Annotated in this window: 19 protein-coding genes and 1 pseudogene; 9 read left to right on the top strand and 11 right to left on the bottom strand. The window is 69.8% G+C overall.

Annotated features, from left to right (window positions below; translation table 11 throughout):
- Positions 1 to 60: 60 nt before the first annotated feature.
- The 3 genes from OG943_RS07845 to OG943_RS07855 form a co-directional block, all read right to left on the bottom strand.
- Positions 61 to 1,014 (bottom strand): aldo/keto reductase, encoded by a 954-nt coding sequence (locus tag OG943_RS07845; protein ID WP_328609025.1) that lies wholly within the window; start codon positions 1,012 to 1,014, stop codon positions 61 to 63.
- 160 nt (positions 1,015 to 1,174) lie between these two features.
- Positions 1,175 to 1,558: a histone-like nucleoid-structuring protein Lsr2 gene (locus OG943_RS07850; protein ID WP_328609026.1), complete on the bottom strand. Its 384-nt coding sequence runs from the start codon at positions 1,556 to 1,558 to the stop codon at positions 1,175 to 1,177.
- A gap of 316 nt (positions 1,559 to 1,874) precedes the next feature.
- Positions 1,875 to 2,429, bottom strand: coding sequence for an O-methyltransferase (locus tag OG943_RS07855; RefSeq protein WP_328612027.1), 555 nt, complete (start codon positions 2,427 to 2,429; stop codon positions 1,875 to 1,877).
- A 95-nt stretch (positions 2,430 to 2,524) separates the two neighbouring features.
- Between OG943_RS07855 and OG943_RS07860 the strand changes: the two genes are divergently transcribed.
- The 4 genes from OG943_RS07860 to OG943_RS07875 all read left to right on the top strand — a co-directional run bounded on the left by OG943_RS07860 (position 2,525) and on the right by OG943_RS07875 (position 5,641).
- The gene (locus tag OG943_RS07860; protein ID WP_328609027.1) at positions 2,525 to 2,980 is read left to right on the top strand and encodes a hypothetical protein; all 456 of its coding nucleotides are present in this window, start codon (positions 2,525 to 2,527) and stop codon (positions 2,978 to 2,980) included.
- Positions 2,981 to 3,164: 184 nt separating this feature from the next.
- A complete protein-coding gene (locus OG943_RS07865) occupies positions 3,165 to 3,899 on the top strand; it encodes a dienelactone hydrolase family protein (protein WP_328609028.1) in 735 nt (244 codons plus the stop codon).
- Between the two features lie 263 nt (positions 3,900 to 4,162).
- On the top strand, positions 4,163 to 4,852 hold the full coding sequence (locus tag OG943_RS07870) for a papain-like cysteine protease family protein (RefSeq protein ID WP_328609029.1): 690 nt from the start codon (positions 4,163 to 4,165) through the stop codon (positions 4,850 to 4,852).
- Between the two features lie 9 nt (positions 4,853 to 4,861).
- Entirely contained in the window at positions 4,862 to 5,641 is a 780-nt protein-coding gene (locus tag OG943_RS07875) for a hypothetical protein (RefSeq protein WP_328609030.1), read from the top strand.
- On the opposite strand, the gene OG943_RS07880 is transcribed toward OG943_RS07875, so the two are convergent.
- Positions 5,638 to 6,597: an XRE family transcriptional regulator gene (locus OG943_RS07880; RefSeq protein WP_328609031.1), complete on the bottom strand. Its 960-nt coding sequence runs from the start codon at positions 6,595 to 6,597 to the stop codon at positions 5,638 to 5,640. The genes OG943_RS07875 and OG943_RS07880 overlap by 4 nt on opposite strands.
- 200 nt (positions 6,598 to 6,797) lie before the next feature.
- On the bottom strand, positions 6,798 to 7,487 hold the full coding sequence (locus tag OG943_RS07885; protein WP_328609032.1) for a TetR/AcrR family transcriptional regulator: 690 nt from the start codon (positions 7,485 to 7,487) through the stop codon (positions 6,798 to 6,800).
- A gap of 285 nt (positions 7,488 to 7,772) precedes the next feature.
- Between OG943_RS07885 and OG943_RS07890 the strand changes: the two genes are divergently transcribed.
- Positions 7,773 to 8,633, top strand: coding sequence for a 3-hydroxyacyl-CoA dehydrogenase family protein (locus OG943_RS07890; RefSeq protein WP_328609033.1), 861 nt, complete (start codon positions 7,773 to 7,775; stop codon positions 8,631 to 8,633).
- A gap of 629 nt (positions 8,634 to 9,262) precedes the next feature.
- Here the strand turns inward: OG943_RS07890 and OG943_RS07895 are convergent.
- Together OG943_RS07895 and OG943_RS07900 are read right to left on the bottom strand one after the other, a co-directional pair.
- Positions 9,263 to 9,721: a GNAT family N-acetyltransferase gene (locus OG943_RS07895; protein WP_328609034.1), complete on the bottom strand. Its 459-nt coding sequence runs from the start codon at positions 9,719 to 9,721 to the stop codon at positions 9,263 to 9,265.
- Between the two features lie 61 nt (positions 9,722 to 9,782).
- Positions 9,783 to 10,415 carry an NAD(P)-dependent oxidoreductase gene (locus tag OG943_RS07900; RefSeq protein WP_328609035.1) on the bottom strand — a complete coding sequence of 211 codons (633 nt, stop codon included), beginning with the start codon at positions 10,413 to 10,415 and terminating at the stop codon, positions 9,783 to 9,785.
- Between the two features lie 104 nt (positions 10,416 to 10,519).
- Between OG943_RS07900 and OG943_RS07905 the strand changes: the two genes are divergently transcribed.
- Positions 10,520 to 10,906, top strand: coding sequence for a winged helix-turn-helix transcriptional regulator (locus tag OG943_RS07905; protein WP_328609036.1), 387 nt, complete (start codon positions 10,520 to 10,522; stop codon positions 10,904 to 10,906).
- A 301-nt stretch (positions 10,907 to 11,207) separates the two neighbouring features.
- Positions 11,208 to 11,612, top strand: a complete 405-nt coding sequence (locus OG943_RS07910; RefSeq protein WP_328609037.1) for a VOC family protein — start codon at positions 11,208 to 11,210, stop codon at positions 11,610 to 11,612.
- Here OG943_RS07910 and OG943_RS07915 read toward each other — a convergent pair.
- Positions 11,579 to 11,983, bottom strand: a complete 405-nt coding sequence (locus OG943_RS07915) for a hypothetical protein (RefSeq protein ID WP_328609038.1) — start codon at positions 11,981 to 11,983, stop codon at positions 11,579 to 11,581. The two genes, OG943_RS07910 and OG943_RS07915, sit on opposite strands and share 34 nt — an antisense overlap.
- 776 nt (positions 11,984 to 12,759) lie before the next feature.
- Between OG943_RS07915 and OG943_RS07920 the strand changes: the two genes are divergently transcribed.
- A complete protein-coding gene (locus OG943_RS07920) occupies positions 12,760 to 13,680 on the top strand; it encodes a hypothetical protein (RefSeq protein WP_328609039.1) in 921 nt (306 codons plus the stop codon).
- Positions 13,681 to 13,697: 17 nt separating this feature from the next.
- Here OG943_RS07920 and OG943_RS07925 read toward each other — a convergent pair.
- Positions 13,698 to 13,811: pseudogene (locus tag OG943_RS07925) on the bottom strand (AraC family transcriptional regulator); the annotation flags it as partial.
- A gap of 332 nt (positions 13,812 to 14,143) precedes the next feature.
- Between OG943_RS07925 and OG943_RS07930 the strand changes: the two are divergent.
- Positions 14,144 to 15,616 carry a class I adenylate-forming enzyme family protein gene (locus tag OG943_RS07930; protein ID WP_328609040.1) on the top strand — a complete coding sequence of 491 codons (1,473 nt, stop codon included), beginning with the start codon at positions 14,144 to 14,146 and terminating at the stop codon, positions 15,614 to 15,616.
- Between the two features lie 15 nt (positions 15,617 to 15,631).
- On the opposite strand, the gene OG943_RS07935 is transcribed toward OG943_RS07930, so the two are convergent.
- Positions 15,632 to 18,442, bottom strand: a complete 2,811-nt coding sequence (locus OG943_RS07935; RefSeq protein ID WP_328609041.1) for a glycoside hydrolase family 2 protein — start codon at positions 18,440 to 18,442, stop codon at positions 15,632 to 15,634.
- A gap of 151 nt (positions 18,443 to 18,593) precedes the next feature.
- The gene (locus OG943_RS07940) at positions 18,594 to 19,760 is read right to left on the bottom strand and encodes a hypothetical protein (RefSeq protein WP_328609042.1); all 1,167 of its coding nucleotides are present in this window, start codon (positions 19,758 to 19,760) and stop codon (positions 18,594 to 18,596) included.
- Between the last annotated feature and the right edge of the window lie 336 nt (positions 19,761 to 20,096).

Here is a 20,096-nt window from a genome sequence, read left to right on the forward strand (position 1 = left end):
CGGGCGAGCTCAAGAAGGCGCGGCTCATCCGTCCAAACGGTCGTCTTCATCTCGCCAGGGCTAGCTGAAGATCGTCGAAATGGTGGCGAAGGCGTCCTCGTCGAGTTCGGCCTCGAGCGCTTCGTGAACGGCCTGCCACTGGGCGGCGGTGCTGGGCGAGATGACCGGCGCGGTGATCGCCGGATGCGCCCGCATCCAGGCCAGCGCCAGCCCCGCCACGCTGATTCCCTTGTCCCGTGCGATGTCCCGGAGCCGGGCGACGCGGGCGAGGTTGTCCGGGGAGTACATGCCGGCGTAATAGTGATCGCCGGCCACCGCGATGCGGCTGCCCGCGGCCGGTTGGGCGCCGTCGAGGTAGCGATCGGACAATACGCCGCCGGCGAGCGGGGAAAAGGCCATGTAGCCGAGGCCCTCCGCGTCGACCAAGGGCAGCAGATCCTTCTCGTCCTTGCGGTCAAGCAGGTTGAAGCCGTTCTGAATCCACTCGGGACGCGGCAGCCCGGCGTTCGCCGCCGTGGACAGGAGGGATTCGAGCAGCCCGGCGTCGACATTGCAGACCCCGAACGCCCTGATCAGCCCGGCTTCCTGCGCGGCCGCGAACGCGGTGAGGGTTTCTTCGAGCGGGGTGGTCGGGTCGGGCGCGTGCGTCAGGTAGAGGTCGACCCGGCCCAGGCGCTCGATGCTCTGCGCGAGCTGCCGTTCGACGTGCGGACCGGACAGGTTGATGCCCTGCGCGGTGCCGCCCACCTTGGTCTCGACCAGGACGTCCTCGGGCAGCTGCTCCGCCAGCCAGCGACCGACGGTGAGCTCGCTTTCACCGCCGCCGTAACTGTCCGCGGTGTCGACCACGCGAATGCCCAGCGCGTGGGCTTCACTCAGCCGGTTGAACCCCTGCTCGGCATCGATGCCCAAGCCCCGAGTCGCCGGCGCGCCGCCGATGCCGCCGATCGATCCCGCGCCGTAGACGAACTCGGAGATCTCGATTCCGGTCTTGCCCAGCTGCCGCTTCTCCATGGTGAAACCCTACTCAAGGAGTTCCGGATCCGGCCGCGGCCGTGCGCGAAGTACCCCGAACGGGAGGAGAAACGGGCGCGCCACGGGAAGCCCCCGCGGCGCCGGGGGAGAACTCACCCCGGGCGCGCGGCGGGTAATAGGCCCCGATGCGATATTTCGCTTACGCCTTCTTCGCGCTGTTACGCTTGCGCGTGGCCTTCGCCGGAGCCTGGTCACGCTCTTCATAGGCGGCGATGACGGTCGCCGGGATGCGTCCGCGCTCGGAGACGTCCCAGCCGTTCGCCAGCGCCCACGCGCGAATCTCCCGCGAACGCTCCCGGTCGGCGGAAGTGGTGGTCGCGACCCCGGCGACCGACCGGATCTTGCGGCCCCCGGTCCGGCGCGACGCGGCGATGTAGCGCGCGAACTCCTCACGCAGACCGGTCGCGTTGTCATCGGACAAGTCGATTTCGTACTGGATGCCGTCGATGCCGAACGGGACCGTCTGGCTGGCCTCGCCACCATCGATGTCATCGACCATCTGGACTAGAACTTTTTGTGCCATGGGGGGTGATTCCTCCTCGGAAGGCATTACCTGTGTGGATCCACGCAGATTCTCACTCACACTATACAGTGATCCACAGTGGATCGGTAAGTCGGCCCGGCGAATCAAAGCCTACCGGACCCGCACTCGCCCCCGGTGAAAATTTCTCTCCCGGCGGAGATCACACCTTTTGCGGCCGCCTCCGAGGAAACGTCAACCCGGCGCCGTCCCGCTTTGATCCCGAACGGGGCGGGGCGGCCACCGGCCCCGGCCGAGGGCGATGTTATCGGGCGAAGACGGAGCAACTGGTTCCCGCAGCCCGCTTCGAAGGGTGGGGTCAGGGTGCGGTCCCGTTGCGCGGGTCGCGGACGTGGCCGAGGTATCCGGTCGACTGCTCGACCGCGTTTTCGGCGATCACCGGCGCGCCGGGCCGCAGGTGCGGCTCGCGCAGTTCGAGCGCGGGCCGGCAGAGGCCGAACGCGCCGTCGAGCAGCACCAGGTCCACCGGCCCGCCGACACCGTCGCGGAGTGCTTCCAGCGCGTCGCCGACCCGGATTTCCACGAGGTCGGCCAGGCTGGCGGTCTCGTGGTTATCCCTTGCGCACTGGGTCTTCGTGGCTTCCAGTTCGGTCCTGAGCCGGCCGCCGCCGTCTTTGAGCGCGGTGGCCAAATAGATGGTGGAGATGCCGAACGACGTGCCGAACTCCACGATGCGCTTCGCCTGGCGGGCCCGCGCGCAGATGTAGAGGAACTGGCCGACCTCCGCAGAAATGTTCAGGAAGTTCCCCGCGAAGGATTTGTATACATTTTTGTAGCCTGTTGCCTCTTCCCCGAGCAGTTGCTTGATGCTCTCGTCATTAAAAGCCGGGCCGTCGGTGTGCTCTTCGAGCAGCGGCCGGCGAGCGGGGTGGCAGCCGCATCTTCGGTATCGGCCGGGCCGGGGTCGATCCTCATCCGCATTTCCCGCCCCACGTCCACCGTGAGCCCATGCTGTTGTGGGCCTCGACGGCGACCGTGACCGTGACGACCGCGTCGCGGGATTGGCTGGTGCCGCCCGCCGACGGGATCTGGATTCCCGGCGGGGCCGAGCACGCCGTGGCCACGTTGCAGGCCGGCGAATTGAGCATCGTGCTGTTCGTGCCCGGCCGCTGCCCGGTCACCTGGTCCGAGCCCGCCGGTGTCGGGATGACCCCGCTGCTGCGCGATCTCATCCTGCACCTGAACCGGACCGGGGCTGGGCGGAGGAACCGGGCCGGCGGCACGCCGAAGCGCTGGTCTTCGACCGCCCAGTGGCGCACCCACGTCCGTATTCGCGCCGCCGCCCGGCAGCCGGCCGACGGCGCGTCGGTCAACGCCACCGCCCGGACGCGACGCCAGCGCGGATCTGCTGGCACAGCCCGAATCCGGGTCGAATCGTGGTGCCGGCTCGATCCGGTGGGCTAGGCTCTGCGGCATGACTACCGGGACGGCCTCGAGCCACGCACGGATTGGTTACCCGGTGCTCTTCTGAGCGCCGTGCGGGCCGCTGCGGGCCCGCTGTTCGAGCGAAAATCCGGCACTGCCGCACGGGCTCCGCCTCCGTCGTGTTGATCACCAGCTCCCACCATCAACCACGACTGGAGAATTCATGCCCACCACGACTTTGCTGATTCCCACTCCCGACGGCCAGGCCGACGCTTTCGCCGCTTTCCCTGAAGGCGGGCGGCACCCAGGGGTGCTGATGTACGCGGACGGCTTCGGCCTCCGGCCCGTGCTGCTGGAGATGGCCCGCGAACTGGCCGGGCACGGGTACTACGTGCTCGTGCCCAACTTCTTCTACCGGCACGGCCCGGCACCGGTGATCGAACTTCCCGAGCACATCGGAGAAGCGGCCCGTCCCGCGGTCTTCGCCCGGCTGATGCCCTTGATCGAGGCGCACACCACCGAACGGATCCTGCGCGACGCCGACGCCTACCTCAGGTTCCTCACCGCCCAGCCCGAGGTCAGCGCCGGGCCGGTCGCGGTGACCGGCTACTGCATCGGCGGCCTCCTGGCGTTGCGCACCGCCGCGGCCCACCCCGGCCAGGTGGCCGCCGTCGCCGGATTCCACGGCCCCGTCGGCGCCGACGGGCCGGACGGCCTCCTCGCCCGGATCACCGCCGAAGTCCACCTCGGTCACGCCGAAGGCGACCTGACGCCCGAGGCCCTCGGCGAGCTCAACCAGGCCCTGGACGCCGCGGGTGTCCGCTACACCTCCGAGATCTACCCGGGCACCGTCCACGGCTTCACCATGTCCGACACCGATTCCTTCAACGCCTCCGGACTACAGCGGCACTGGGACCGCCTGCTTCCCCTGCTCGACCGGACCCTGGCCACCGGCTGAGGACACCGCGCCCGGCCGGATTCATCAGGTGTGAACGCGAAGTGAATATTGCGAATCCGGCGCGGCCGCACCGGTGGTGAACTCGACAGTCGCAGTTCTTCCCCGGCTGCGGGCCGTTGTGAACGCTCACACCGTCGCGCCGCGGCCCGGCCGCACTGTTGCCCGGCCGCGGCGCCGAGCACACAGTGATCTCCGGCCGGGCGACTCGTCCCGGTCTCCAGCACGAACTCCGTTTCCCCACATCCCTGTTACTAGGAGATTCGATGGATTACCGATCCAATCGACGGGCAGTCCGGGCCGTCGTGGCGACCGGGGCGACCGCCCTCGCGTTGGCCATGCTGCCCGCTTCCGCGTTCGCGCAGTCCGGCGGCGACACGAACCGGCCCAACGGACTGGAGAAGACCAGCACCCACACGCAGGTCCGGCAGGTCACGCCGCCCGGCGCCAGGGCAGCGAGCACCTCCCACGCGGCACCGGCGTCGAAACAACTGGACTACAGCCAGCAGGTGCAGCAGAACGACGAGTGGTGCTGGGCCGCGGACGGCTCCAGCATCGAGCAGTCGCAGGGCGGCAGCGCCTCCCAGGAGGAGTTCTGCGCCGCGGGCAAGGGGGCCCAGGTCGGCTCCTGTCCGAACGACGCGGCGCAGATTTCGGAGATCGTGCAAGGGTTCCAGGGCACCGGCTTCTCCGCGCAGGACGCGGGCGGGCCGATCAGCTACAACTCGATCGAGCAGCAGGTCGACTCCGGCATCCTGAACCTGACCGGCATCTACTGGACCTCCGGTGGCGGCCACGCCGAGGTGATCTACGGGTACGACAGCTCGAACCAGTCCATCATGCTCGGCGACCCGTGGCCGTCCTACCAGCGCTACCAGACCTGGGACTACAGCCAGTACCAGCGCAACGCCCAGTTCACCTGGAACGACACCGTCGTCAACATCCAGAAGGGCTGATCCGCGGTCATGAGTGAGATCTGCCGGAAGTTCTTCTTCAGTCTTGCGGTCGCCGTGGCGGCGCTGGTCCCGGCCGTGTCGACGGCGTCGGCCGGCGAGTGGGTCACCCCACCCTCGGCGGAGGACCTGGCGGCCGCCGTCAAGGCCGCCGACCAGCCGCGCGCGGTCAGCTTCGCAAGATCGAACTTCCGGCAGGTCGACCACGCCGAGCCCGGGCGGATCACGCTCGCCGGGCGGGGGATTCCGGTCTATACCCTCAATCCCGGGTTCGTCGCGGGCACGGCCGGCGCCCCGGCCGGGGTGCTGGGGTCCATCGCCGTGACGGCCACCACGGACTCCGGCGCGAAGGCCACTCTCCGGGCGAGCCGGGACAGCTCGGCGCCGGGCGGCTGGGTCGTGGGGAATGTGTTGTCCGGCAACGACGAGGAGGCCCTGAGCGGCAAACTCCGTCCCGGCTCGGTTCTCCTCAACGAGCCCCAGATCAACGGGTGGTACGACCTGAGCCCGGCCGGCGTCGTGCTGCTGCAGGCGAGCCTGCCGCAGTCCCCGGTGGGACAGTTCGTCCCGCTGGGGGACTACCAGCGCACGGTGCACGACCGGTACGCGGACAAGCTGCCGGGATCGGATTACCAGCGCCGGGGCGGAGTCGGCTTCGCGCAGGCGCCCGTTGGTTCCGACACCGGTTCGTCGGTGCCGATCGTGGCCGGGCTGGTCGTGCTGGCGGCCGCCGCGCTGGTCGTCGTCGTGGTCGTGCTGCGCGGTAAGCGCCGCGCAGCACGGGAGTCCTAGTCCCAGATGAGGTCGACTCCCGCGATGCCGACGCCGAGGTCCTCGAAGTAAGCGCTCACGGTGGCGCCCGGCCCGCAGAACAACGGTTCGCTGACCAGTGGATCGAGGTCTTCACGGGGGCGGATCGTCTTCAGGCACCGGGCGGGCAGCTTGGCCGCGTCGAAGCGCAGCCGGAGCAGGTAGGCCGACATGGGGGCGCGGACGATCCGGTGGAAGCTGCTCGACCGGACCGACGCGTCCAGCCGCAGGGTGAAGGCGAACGTGTGCGTCTCGCCCTCGGCCAGGCCGCGGTCGAAGAGCAGCTCGAACACCATCCCCGCCGACGGGACGCTCCGCCGCAACCGGCCCATCCGGCAGCCGTCGACCGCGATGACCGAGGTCGCCGTCACGTCGGTGCCGTCTTCGTCCTGGTGGGTGACCAGGAAGCTGTCCGCGCCGGACCGCCGGGCCCGGACCACCATGGTCGAGGTGATCTCCTCGGTCTGGCCCTCCGCGGTCAGGGTCAGCACGTCGACGACCGTCACCACGTCCAGGTCCGCGTTCTCCTCGGCGCGGGGCAGGCCGCTCAGTTCTTCCAGCAGGGTGCAGGTTTCGGTCCAGCTCTGCTGCAGTTCCGGCAACGACGGCCTGCGGTCGCCTTCGCCCGGCGACCGATGGGGGCCGATCAGCACGACGAGGCTGTCGGAAGGCAGGCCCAGTACCGATTCCAGCGCGCGCACGACGTTGAGCGAGCGGGTGGCCGAGGGATGCCGGAGCCCGCGCTGCCAGTAACTCAACGTCGACTCGGCCACCGACACCCCGCGCGTGGCCAGATGCGCGCGCAAGCGGGACAAGGAAAGCCCGCGATGATCGACTGCCTCGGAGAGCGCCCGGTGGAACGGCCCGAACCGCACCGCGGACGGCAGCGCCCCCGGTGACCGCCGGACCGCGCCGTCATTGGCGTAGTGCTGGTGCATGTGGCTTCCCTTACTCCTGCCGAGCAGAAGAACAGCATGAGTAGTTCACCTGCCGGCGGCAACCGTCCATCGTCGAAAACCGGACTTTTCGGCCAACGGATCCGAAGTTTCGTCGCCGGGCAAGGTCATGGTTCCGGTCATCATGGTGTTCAGGGCGTTGCGGTGTTCGGGGTGTCAGGGTGTTCAGGGCGTTGCGGTGTTCAGAGTTCTGCAGTCAGGCCGAACATGACGCCGCGGACCGCGGCCTCTCGCAGTGAATCGATGCCGGGTGAATCGGCGCCGTCGGTTTCGGCGCCGTCGGTTTCGGCGCTGCCGGTTTCGGCGTCGTCGGCCGGGCTCTCGTAGGGCAGGCTTTGGATGACCGCGCCGACGTGGGCGGCGATGACGGCCCGGGTGAACGTCGCGGGGTCGGTGAGCAGGCGGCGACCGGCGCCCACGACGCTGGTGATCAGCAACGGTTGCAGGTGCAGCTGCAGATGATCGGCGTGCTCCCGCAGCGCGACCGCCAGTTCGGGCTTGTGCAGGGCCTGCCCGGTGACGCCGGCGCGGAGGGCGAACCACTGCCCGTCGTCGGGGAGCGCGCTGAGCACGTGGGCGATGCCGGCTTCGAGCGAGTCCGGGGCGGACCCGCGCTCGGTCATCAGAACCTTGAGGCGGTGCTCGATCTGGGCGGTCTGCCGCTGGTGGAGGGCGAAGAAGACGTCGTCGACCGTGGTGAAGTTGGAGTAGAACGCGCCGCGGGTGAATCCGGCGCGCCGGCAGATCGCTTCGACGCTGACGGCGGTCGTGCCTGCCTCGGCGAACAGCTGCGCCGCTGCCTCGATCAGCTGCGCGCGGGTCGCGACGCGCTTGCGCTTGGTCGGCCGCGCGCCGTCGTCTGATGCTGTCACCACGCCGTTCCTTCCTTCGGTTTATGCCGGCCTGTGAACTCTATCTCGCTTTCGATGCAGAATGAATCCAGTACGAATCGTATCAGATACACTTCGTATTGAAGGTGCTGATGCCGTCGGGCTCGACCGAAGATGGGCGCGGCGACCGCCCAGCCCGCAACGGCTCGGCCGGCACCTGCCGAGCCCGCAACCGCCCGGCCTGCAACGGCTCGGCCGACACCCGCTCAGCCCGCATCCGACCAGTCCGCAACCGACCAGTCCGCAATCGACCTCGGGAGGCCCGTCATGGCCCGCTCAGTACCGGAAGATCTCAACTCTCGCCCTGTCGCGGTGATCGGCGGCGGCACCCTCGGACGGCGCATCGCGCTGATGTTCGCTTCGCAGGGTGGCCTGGTCCGCGTTTACGACCTGTCCGCCGACGTCCGCACGGCCGCCGTCGAGTACGTGGAAAAGAAGCTGCCCGATCTCGTGGCCGCGCGTCCGGGCGCCAGCGCCGGCCGGGTCGAGGCCGTGGGCGACTTGCCGGCGGCGCTGGAGGACGTCTGGCTCGTGGTCGAAGCCGTGCCCGAACGGCTGGACCTCAAGCGCTCGCTGTTCCCCGACCTGGACCGGCTCGCTCCCGCCGACGCGATCATCGCCAGCAACTCGTCGTCCTACCCGACCCGCATGTTCACCGATGACGTGGCGGGCAAGGACCGGGTGCTGAACATGCACTTCTACATGCCGCCGGCGCAGAACGCCGTCGACCTGATGAGCAGCGGCCACACCGATCCCGCGATCATGGAGCTGCTGAAGGCGAAGCTGCCGGGTTACGGGGTGTTCCCGTTCGAGGCTCGCCGGGAGAGCACCGGGTTCATCTTCAACCGGGTCTGGGCCGCGGTCAAACGCGAAGCGCTCGCCGTCGTGGCCGAGGGCGTGACGACGCCCGCGGAGTTCGACGAGATGTTCACGATCAACACCGGGGCCAAGGCCGGCGTCTTCCGGATGATGGACCAGGTCGGCCTCGACGTCGTCCTCGACATCGAGAACCACTACGCCGCCGAGAACCCGCACCTGCCCGAGGGCCCGCGTGCGGTGCTGCACGAATACGTCGACGCCGGCCACCTCGGCCTCAAAACCGGCCGCGGCTTCTACGACTACGAGTGACTCGGGCCTGACCCGCGCAGGCCGGACTCGCGCAGACCTGGCCGCACAGGCCGGACTCGCGCAGGCCGGACTCGCGCAGGCCGGACTCGCACAGACCGGACTCGCACAGACCGGACTCGCGCAGGCCGGACTCGCACAGACCGGACTCGCACAGACCGGACTCGCGCAGGCTGGCTGCACGGCTGGACTCGCGCAGGCTGGACTCGCGCAGGCTGGACTCGCGTTGGCTGGACTCGCTCAGGCCAGCCCGCGTAGGCCGGGCCCGCGCAGGCCGGATCCGCGTTGGCTGGACTTGCTCAGGTCGGCCGCAAAGGCCGGATCCGCGTTGGCCGGACTCTCGCAGACTGGACCCTCGCAGGCTGGGCCGCGCAGGGGCTCGCCCCGTCCGTGACCTCGGCCAGGCCACGACTGTCCCCAGTGGACGGACCGGTGCGGCTCACAGTGCCGCCGCCCGGCTCGTAGGCCGCCTCGGAATCCGGGTTCCATCACGGGGAAAGTGGTGCGTACGAACGGGTTCTTGGCCCATTCGTACCCGGCGACCTTCACCCCCGGGAAGCCAGGCACACCCTTGAAGGCGTCACTCTCCCCGATAGCAGCTCGGCGAACCCCCCCCCGGAGCTTCCCCGTTCTCAGGTCCAAAGCTGCCTCCGTCCGACTACTTCTCCCTCGTGGACCTGGCCGGTGGGGTGAAAGCCGAGCTTGAGGTAGAACGGCTCGGGGCTGTGCTCACCGGGCTTCCAGAGCACGGTAGCGGCTTGGGCGCCGCGGCGGCGGGCTTCGGCCAGTACCGACTCCACGGCGAACCGGCCGTAGCCCTTGCCCTGGTGCTCGGCGGCGATGTTCAGCCGCCAGATTCCGTGCTGGAAGTAGTCGATCGGGCAGGTGGGGTCGAAGGCGCCCATCACGAAGCCGACGAGTTGGTCGCCGGCGTAGACCAGTCGCGGCCAGGCGACGCCGGGCTGGACGTAGGCTTGGGCGAGGGATTCGGCGACCGGTGCCACGTAGTCGCGCTGGTGCGGGGCGACGGTCAGGCGGCAAGCGTCGCCCAGGTTGTCGTCCGTGACCTCGGCCAGGTGTGGTGTGTCCATGGCCCGCAATTTAGCCGGGGGGGGTACGACAGTTTTCGCTCGCTCGGCTTCGAGGACCCGGTCAGGACACGGCCAGATGATGGTGATGGTGCCGCGGGGTCTCGGCCTCGTCCAGCAGGGCGAGGGCGAAATCGGCGTAGGAGATGCGGGCCCCGGCATCCCCGTGCTCGCGGACGTCGTAGTGACCGGTGCGCTCGCCCTCGTGGTCGAAGTCGCCGGCCGGGCTGACGTAGACCCAGTCCAGCGTGCCGCCTTCGGCGCGGAGCACCTCGAGACCGGCGGCGTGGGCCAGGTAGAACGGCTGGACCTCGGCGGGAAGCGCGTCCAGCTGCCGGGTCCCGTCGGGGCCGGGCAACAGCACCGACAGCCCGACGGCGATCAGTCTGTCCACTCCGGCCTGCCGCAAGCCGTTGACGAGAGCGTGCGCGGCGGTGGTGAAGAACGCGCCCGGGTCGGTGCCCGCGCCGTACACGGCGGCCGCGTTGATCCCGGCGTGGTGCCCGGCCGAGAGGGTGGCGACGTCCGCCGCGTTGGTGACGTCGCCGGCGGCAATCCGTACGCCGCCATCCGCCAAACCGCCGTAGCGCGAGGGGTCGCGCACCACCGCGGTGACCTCGTGCCCACGGCGACGCGCTTCAGCGACGGCCTGCCTGCCGGCCCGGCCACCCGCCCCGAAAATGACGATCCTGCTCATCTGGGGAATACCTCCTGGTGAGTCGATGCTCGGAAAGGTATCCGGAGGTGCGGTTACCTCCGGGATACCGAGACCGCGCACCGGGCGCGAGGCAGGAGATCACCATGACGCATCGGCAGCCGCTGCCAGCCGACCTGTTCGACGAGCTGTGCCCGTCCTCGCTGGTGCCGTTCCGCGTCGGTGACAAGTGGGCGGCCCTGGTCATTCGCTGCCTGGAAGACGGTCCGCGCCGATTCTCCGAGCTGCGCGTGCCACTGCGCCGGGTCACCCCGAAAGTGCTCACGCAGTCGCTACGCGGCCTGGAACGCGCCGGGCTCGTGTCCCGCACGGCGCACGCCGACCCGAAACTGGGGGTGCACTACGCACTGACGCCGCTCGGCCGCAGCATGCTGGAGCCGCTGGAGGCCGCATACGCCTGGGCGGCGGAGCACTGGGACGAGCTGCTCGACGCGCGAGAGCGGTACGAAGCCCCAGCCGTGGGCCGAAACTGACCGGACTGGTCCCTGCCCCGCATCAGACCGGAAACAAGAATCCTAAGTGGACAGAAGCGCGCGGTAGTGGTCCGTGCCCGGTTTCATCCCGTGGCCGGGATCGGCGTTGTACAGGCCGTCGGGACCCTGGGGTCCGAAGCTGCAGGGCTGGTACAGCGCCGCGGACGAGGGCCCGTCCCGGCGCGGTCGCCGGCCGGGATTTCTTTCGATACCGGGCGGATCCTGTCCGGTAATGCCTCTAACGTCTCCGGTGTCCCTCGGAGGACGTGCCAGCCGTCCTCCAGCGCCGAAAGGATCCACCGTGCAGTTCGTTTCCGTCCGTGTCATCAGCGGCGATGTCGCCCGCCTGGCCGATTTCTACGAGCAGGCGACCGGCCTCGAGGGGCGGCGGCCGGCCGAGCAGTTCGCCGAGTTCGCGGGCCCGTCGGGAAAACTGGCGATCGGCGGTGTCCAGACGATGCCGCTGCTGGATGCCGGGGCGGAGCGCACCACGATCCTGGAGTTCCTCGTCGAGGACGTCGACCGGGAGTACGAGCGGCTGATGCGCCTGGCTGTTGTCCCCGAGATCGTGCAGGAGCCGACCACCATGCCGTGGGGAAACCGTTCGCTGCTGTTCCGCGACCCCGACGGGAACCTGGTCAACTTCTTCACCCCGCCCACCGGGGACGCGCGTCAGGCGTCGATCCGGACGACCGCGTTGTTGTAGGTGACCTCGGGGAAGGTCAGCCGGCTGCGGTTCCCCTCGTCGAACATGCCTTCCTGCGTCGGGTTGGGGTGGGTGATCGCGCCGCCGCCGTCCTGGGTGATGGCCACGAACGTGATCGTCTGGACGCCGAGCACGCCGTCGAGCTGGATCTTGTCCCCGGACGTGACGTGCACCTGGCAGTGGCCGTCCAGGCACGAAGCGAAGTCCCGGCCGTCGTCGGTGGGCTTGGGGCTCGGCGGGGGAGTCGCGGAGCTGCTGGCCGGAGTGGGTGCGGTCGGGTTCGGCGACGGGGGAGCGGGCGCCGGGGAACATGCCGCGGCCGCGCCCAGCAGAAGCACCGCCGTCGCCGCACGCACGAGAGACCTGTTCATGGCGTCGCAGGTTACCGTCGGTTTCCGGGAGGGGTCCCCGGAAACCGACGGAGGTACAACGTCTTCGATTCGGCCGGTCGTTACCGAGGCCGGTTATTCCGGCAGTTCCGAGGTGCCGGCGCCGATATTCGGTCCCCACAGGAATGACCGCAGGAATTCCCGTGTCCCGGCCGCGTCGAGGTGTTCGGGCGTCCGGCCGGTGCCGGGGCGGTGGTGTGTCGGCGATTCCGCCGAGGTCGCGCACGTGCTGTGGTTCGGGCGGCTGCTCGGGTTCCGGCTCCGGTTCGGGGAACTTCTCGCGGTAGCGGCCGACGATGGTGCCCATCGTCTGCTGGTCGTCGCCGATCGTTTCGGCCATCACGTCGCCGAGCCGTTCCGGCAGGCGGGCCTGGGCGCGACGCAGGGTGCTCAGCACCGCCGCGGCCACTTTCGCCCCGGTCGATTCGCGTACCCCGTCGGTAATGCGCAAGTCCGTGACATTCCCGGCGGAATCCACGGTGACCGAAATCATGCCATCCGGGGGTGGCGGCCTGCATGGCTTGGTAGCGCTCGGCTTTCGCCTTCGCGGCCGCGATTCGTTGTCAGGTGGGGGTGCCGCGGCTCAGATCGACCAGTGGGTCTTGAGGCGGAGGAGCACCGAAAGCCAGGGGCGGTGGGAATGACGGAGCCAGAAAAGCACCCGGTACGGCTCATTCGGCGCCGAATGCCGGATTTCACTCGAACAGCCCAGCACCGAGGGTCGGCCGTTTCGGGTGTTGCCTGGCACAGTCCGCGTTGTGTCGCTGGACGATCTGCCGGACTGGTTGCCCGCTTGGTGCCGGGATCATTTGGGCAGCGCGCCCGGCGGTGTGCTGTTCCGGCTGCACCGGATGTCGACGGTGTTCGGCCTCCGGTTGGCCGGGGGCGGGGACGTTGTGGTCAAGGCGCGCGCCGATGACGGCCGGGCCGGGTCGTGCGTGGCGGCCCAGACCTGGTTGGCCGAGCGGGGGTTTCCGTGTGCCCGGCCGTTGACGCCGGTGGTCGCTGTCGGTTCGCTGGCCGTGCACGCCGAGGAGTTCCGGCGCGGTGGCGAGGTGCTGCGCGGGGACTCGCCGGACGTGGCGGTGCGTTACGCGGAGGTGTTCGCCAGGCTGATGGCCGGGCTGTCCGGCGCGGCCATCGCGCCGCCGTTGCCGAATCCGCGCTGGATGCGTTGGGACCACCCGGATCCCGGGGTGTGGCCGGCCATCGGTTTCCTCGATAGTCGGGACCAGGCTGCGGTACCCGCGTACGTCGTGGACACGGCCGCCCGGGCTCGCGAGCGGATGTTGGCCACGAGTCTGCCGTGTGTGCTGGGCCACGCGGACTTCGAGGCCCAGAACCTCCGGTGGCACGGCCGGGAGGTGTGGGCGGTGCACGACTGGGACAGCCTGGCGTGGCAGCCGGAGGCAGCGCTGGCGGGCGCGGCGAGTGGGACGTTCGCGAGCGCCGGGCCGCCCACACTGGCGCCGGTCGAAAGCTCGGAGGTGTTCCTGGAGTCCTATCAGGACATTCGGGGTCGCCGGTTCACGGCCGTGGAACAGGAAATCGCGTGGGCGGCCAGCTTGTGGCCGGCGGCGCACAACGCGCGATGGGAGGCACTGCACGGCGACGCCCCGGTGTGCGGTGATGCGCTCCGGGCGCAAGCGGTTGAACGCCTTCGCCGGGCGAGCGCTTAGTTGCGTGGTCGCGAGAAGGCCCGTTCCCCGCGTTGCCGGGTGAGCCACTGGCCCGGTGAGGCGCCGATCTCCTCGCGGAAGCGGCGGGTGAACGTCCGGGTGCTCATCGGCTCCTGGGCCGCCAGGTCCCGGGGCGAAGGTGCTGCCCCGGCGCTGATCTGGGGTGCCGACCGCTTCGGCCCCGCGGAGGGCGAGAACGCGGCCAAGGAGCTGCGTGGGCGACTGCTGGCGATCCCGGTGACGGAGCCGATCGCGCACCAGGCCTGATTTGACTGCGGGACAACAGATTCCGAACCTCGAACGCCTGGCTGCGACGAGACGATCTCGGTCAGGCATCGGGGCGACCGTGAAAGAACCTAGGACTTTCGGGCAGTCCCGGTGGTCGCCGAGGGCTGGCAGGCGGCCGGTCTGGAATCGTCGGGGGTGCATGATCATCGTGGATCGGGAAGGGATTTTTGCGGGTATGCCTGAAAATCTGACGCAGCGGCTGGCCGAGCACGCCCGTGAACAGGGGTGGAACGAGCACGTCGCCTTCCTGGCCGACGATCGGGCTTGGACGTTCTCCGAGGTCTTCGCCGGCGCGGCCCGGGTTTCGGCCGGGTACCAGGCCGCGGGGCTGCGGCCGGGGGACCGGGTCCTGCTCGCGCTGCCCGACAGCGTCGAACTGGTCTGGTGCCTGCTCGGGGCCTGGCAGGCCGGGCTGGCCGCGATCCCGGTGAACGTCCAGATGAGCGAGCCGGACCTGGTCCGGGACGTGGCGACCGCGGAGCCGGCGCTGGCCGTGGTCGACCCGGAGACCGCGGGCTGGCTCGACGACGCCGGATCGGTGCCGACCACCAATGCGGACAAACTGGCCGTGGCCGCACCGGATTCCCGGTTCGACGCGGGCGGGGACGCGCCGGCGCTGGCCATGTTCACCTCCGGCACCACGGGCGCGCCGAAGCTGCGCTTCTTCCGCCACCGCGATCTGGCCGGCGGAAGGAGCAAGCTCAACGCCGACGGCCCCGGGGTCGTCGGGCTTTCGGTGTCCCGGATGTACTTTCTGGGCGGTTTGATGGTGTCCCTGTTCGGTGCGCTCGAAGGCGGGCGGACCTCCGTGCTCTCGCGGCCGCGGGCGACGCCGGCGGCCGCGCTGGAGCTCATGCGCCGCCACCGGGTCACGACGTTGTTCGCCCAGCCCAGCTTCCTGGCCCGGCTGCTGCTCGAGCCCGGCCACGCCGAAGTACTCGGAGCGTTGACGCAGGTGTCGTGCGCCGGAGAGGTGCTTTCCGCGCGGCTGCGCGAACAACTCGTGCCGATCCTCGGGGACCGGCTGGTCAACGGCTACGGCGCCACCGAAATCGGCGGGATCGCCGTCGGCCGGCCCGCGGCGTACGACACGCCGTCGGCGGTCGGGCCGGCCTGGGACGGGCGGCCGGTGCGGATCCTCGACGCCGGGGGACAGCCGCTGCCCACGGGCGAGCGCGGCGAGCTGCAGATCCGTGTTCCATTCGCCACGCGCGGGGTGGCCAAGGGCAGTCTCGGACCGGACCAGCTGACCGACACCTGGTGGCCGACCGGAGACCTGGCCTCGATCGACGAGAACCAGGTCGTGCACGTCTACGGCCGGCTCGACGACGTCGAGGTGATCGGCGGGCAGAACGTGGTCCCGGCCGAGGTCGAGCGGCTGCTCGAAAGCCACCCGCGCGTGCTCGAAGCGGCGGTCAGCGCCGTGCGGCGCCCGACCGGGGAAACCAGCCTGCGCGCCTACGCGGTCGCCGTCCCGGGAGCCGGCGACCGCGAAGCGCTGGGGGCCGAACTGATCGAGCTGGCCCAGGCCAGCTTGTCCTGGTATAAGGTCCCGCAGGACGTGGCCTGGCTGGACGCGTTGCCCCGCAACGGAAACAGCAAGGTACTGCGCCGGAAGCTCCGCGCGGACGGCGATCAGTACGCCTAGCGCGGGGCTCGGCGGCTAGGTGTTGAACGTCTTCGTCGGCGGCTGGGTGGACAAGGCCGGCTGGTTGAAGGTGACGGCCACGCCGCGTCCCCGCAGCCGGGACGCGCGCTGGTCGATCTTCCAGCCGTCGACCCGCACCCCGATGTCGCCGGCCCGCGGTGAGCCGCTCAGCCCGACCCGGGCGGTGCCCGACTCGCGGTGGGCCAGGTTCAGGTAGTTGTCGCTGAACGTCGCCGGCAGGACGCGTTCGCCGGTGCGGGTGTTGTACACCTGCAGGTGCAGCATCAGCGCCATGGCCTGGCCGATGTTCTCGACCTCCACCGCCAGTTCGAGGCCGTCCCGCCCGTGCTGCGCGGTGGCCGTGACGGCGACGGCGGCCGGAGCCAGGTCGTCCAGGCTCGCGAATCCCTTGGCCCGGGCCAGGTTCTCGACCCAGGAGAAGTTGCGGACCAGCTCCGCCCCGTGCGGGTCCGTGAGCGAGAGCCGGACGAAGGCGACGTCGCCCGGCGCGGTCTTCAGCTGCGCGGCGACGTTGCCGACCACGGTGTGGCCGGACGCCGTGGCTCCGTTGACACGCAAGGAAGTGCTGGCGAACGCCGTCCCGTCGAGGCCGTAGAGCGTGACGGCGACAGTGCCCGGCACCACCGCCCGGGTGTGGTTGGCCACCACCACGTCGAACGTTTTGCTATCGAGGATCACGTTGACCCGTCGGCACGCGTGCTGAACCGCATAGAACGCCGAATGCGCTTCGAGGTCGTGGCTGTACATCTGCCAGACGAAGCTGGGCTGCGCGGGATTGGTCATCCACATGATGACGCCGGTGCGCGGGTAGGGCTTGCCCGGCGCGGCGCCGGTCATGCTCGCGGCGTGCGACTCGAAGATCGACTTGACGCACTCGTAGTTCATCAGCTGGGACTTGCGGGCGAAGTCCGCGAGGTTCCGCACTTCGCCGTATCGCTGCGCAGTGAGCGCGAGGTAGCCCGCGCCGCCTCCGTTGCCCCCGTTGCCGTTGACGTCCCGGTCGGCCCAGAAGTCGTCCGGGTGCTCCCACGACGGCTCGGGGAGCATCTTCCGGATGAACTCCAGCGTCGGGATCGAGTACGAGCCGACCTCGTTGTGGAACGGCGGCCAGTGCGTGCCGTCGTTGGTCGTGAAGTGGGTGGCGGGGGTGACCCAGTGGTACGGCCCGCCCGAGGTGTACCCGCCGATGGGGTTCTCGCCGGTGTCGCCGGCCGAACTGGTCAGCACGGCCCGCTGCGGGTCCAGCTCGGCGACCAGCGCGTCCAGGCCGTCGATGATCGGCTGCGGCGGCGGGCCCTCGTTGCCGCCGCACCAGAGCAGGATCGACGGGTGGTTGCGGAACCGCACGATGCAGTCGCGGATGTTGTCCAGGTCGCGGGCGGTGTTCGCCGGGCCGGGGCCCTCGGTCGAGGAGAAGAAGTCCTGCCAGACGAGGATGCCGTTCTGGTCGCAGGCCTCGAAGAAGTCCTCGGTGCTGCTCTGGCCGTTCCAGTTCCGGATCAGGTTGAGGTTGGCGTCGCGGTGCATCCGCACCTGCTCGAAGAGCCGTTCCCGCGGGATGCGCTTGAGCGCCTCGTCCAGGCCCCAGTTGCCGCCCATCACCAGGATCGGCTGGTTGTTGACGGTGATCGCCAGGACGTCGACCGTCGCGCCGGACGGGGACGGGAACGGCTGGGTGTACTCGATCCGCCGGACGCCGAAGTCCACCGTCCGCTCGTCGCACACCTGCCCGCCGGACTCGACGCCGATCGTGAGCCGGTAGCGGTACGGGTCGCCGTACCCGTTGGGCCACCACAGCTTCGGGCGGTCCAGCCGTAGGCCGGGGATGTCTTTCGGCGTTAGCGTGACCGTGGAGGACCCGGCGGCCACGGTCACGGTCCGCCGGAACTCGCGGCCGTCGAGGGAGCCTTTGACCACCACGGATCTGGACGAGCTGAACGCGCTGTCGAGGGTGAGGCCGACGGTGACGTCGGCCGTGCGCAGATCCGCGGAGAGCGTCGGATCGACGCGCACGTCGGACAGCCGGACCGGGCCGGTGGTGGACCAGGTGACCGGCTGCCAGATGCCCAGGTCCCGGTCGGGGATGGTGGGCAGCCAGTCCCAGCCGGCCGTGCAGAAGAACGTCGGCCCGTTCTCCAGGGTGATCCCGGTCGGGCCGCCGTTACGCCCGCCGCGCGTCACACCGCTGGTGTAGCTCGGTTTCAGCGGGCCTTCGGCGTAGTCCAGCTTGCCGATCAGCACCGCGAGATACGCCTGGCCGCCCGCCTTCGCGACGATGTCGGTGATATCGAAGACGCCGCGCTTGAACGCGCCCTCGATGGTGCCCACTTCGGTGCCGTTGAGCCAGATGGTCGCCAGGTAGTTGATGCCGCCGAACTCCAGCCAGAACCGCTGGCCCGGGATCAGCCGCGGCACGGCGAACGCGACCCGGTACCAGTAGCCGGTGTCCTTCAGGGTGTCCGGGACGGTGTCGGTGACGATGTGGCCGTACAGCGGATCGGGGTACTCGCCGTTGGCGATCATGCTCGTGAGCGGCGTGCCCGGCACGACGGCGGGTTTCAGGCCGGCGATGCCCTGCGCGCTGGATAGCCGGCTCCCGGGCGACGTGGTCCCGTCGGCGGCGGTGAAGGTCCAGCCGCTGGTGATCTCGCGGCCGCCGGTGCTGAGGGCCGGGGTACCCGCGGTGCCTGGGGCGCTGCCCGGTTCCGCGCCGGCGGTGCCGGACAGCCCGAGGACGCCGAGAGCGCCGCCGCCGGCGATGGCGATCCCGCTGGACAGGAAACGCCTGCGGTTCAACTGGGTCACGTCGCTCCCGATGACATCGTTGTCAGCCTGCCTGTGGGATCTATGATCCGCAGCGGCCGATCCCTTTGTCAAGCAGTCTGTCTACTGTGGACAAACCAGGCGGGTGGGCCGCCGCCGACGCGGAGACGGCCCACCCGATGGGAAACGGGGCTCAGCCGCGAGCCGCGGCCACCGCAGCCACTGCGGCCTGGCCGTCGGCCGGCGGCATCAGCTTCGGGTACTCCTTCTGGAAGTTCGCGATCATCGTGACGGACGGGACGATCCGGTTCGGGTTGCCCTGGCTCGTCGCCTGCTTCTCGCCCCACGCGCCGGCGGCCTTGCGCTGGTCGGGGGTGCCGTGGCTGTGGAAGCAGTCACCGATGGAGGCGTCGAGGTAGGTGGCCTCCTGCTGGGCGCGGGCGTCCCAGGCGTCGCCCTTGGCGTGCGCGACGAAGTAACCGCCGTAAGCGTCAGGGCCCATCTCGGACGACTCGTTGTTCGGGTAGTTGTCGTGCGCGAAGTCGACCTGGTGGCCGTACTCGTGGCCGACCACGGCCTCGACCGAGACGTCGTCGAAGCCGAGGGTGTTGACGACGTCGAGCAGGCCGTCACCGAGCGCCACCCGCTTGCCGCCGAGGCTTTCGGCCGGGGCTGAGAACGCGTTGAGGGTAAGCAGTGGGTTGCGGCCGCCCTGCAGCGCCGGGACTTCGTAGAGCACCTTGGTGGCGAGCGCGGCGGCGGCCTTCACCCGCGCCGGCGCGAGGCCGAGGCTGAAGGTCTGCTCCATCTTCGCCTGGCTGCCCAGGTCGGTGCCCTTCCAGGCGACCAGCTGCACGTTCCAGCTCTCGATGTCCCAGAAGCCGCGCAGCTTGTTGATCGTCGAGGTGGCGCGGGGGGTGTACTGGCCGTCGGTGCCGAAGACCTGCGGCGTCTTGTCGCTCGCGACGCCCTGGGTGTACAGCGAGCTGAGCCCGGAAAGCACGCCCATGGCCTCGTTCTCGAGCGGGGTGAGCTTCGACGCGAGATTGTTCGCGTACGTCAGCAGCGCGCCCTCGGTGCAGCCCGGGATCGGCCCCTGCGCGGCGCGGCTCTGGCGGCCGACCTGCGGGATCGGCGACTCGATGAGCGGGTCGACGTTCTTCAGCGCGCTCGCGGGCAGCCCGGTGTACAGGTCGTTGACGTCCTGGTTCAGCTGCGCGATGTCCTGCTCGACAGTCGACGGCGTGTCGGCGGACGCCGGCACGGCCAGCGCGAGCCCGAGCGCCGCCACGGTGCCCGCCGCGGCGAGCGTTCTGCCGAGGAATCTGGTCCGGTTGTGCAAGGTGGTTCCCCTCTTCATTCCGGTTCAAGATCACGAAGCACCGCCACATTAGGGCGGTGATCGGGTCCGGAACCGGCGCCGGGACGATTACCCCGGGATGGCTCACGTCTTTCGGAGGGTTCTCGCCGTGCGGGCATCGGCCGAAAGTACTAGGGGCGCAGCGGATCGGGGCTGACGTTCGCGTCAGGCTTTTGCGGAGGCGGTCGTGGCTTAGCTTCGGTTTGTCATCCGGGCTGTTCGCTGCAATGCGCGGTGCAGCCACAGCGCAGCCAAGCAACGGGCCGAACTCGACACCGGAATCGTCGAAGATCTGTTACGGGCCACCGAGACGTCACGGTCGAAGCTCTTCCTGTG

The organism is Amycolatopsis sp. NBC_00345 (assembly GCF_036116635.1).
Classification (GTDB): domain Bacteria; phylum Actinomycetota; class Actinomycetes; order Mycobacteriales; family Pseudonocardiaceae; genus Amycolatopsis.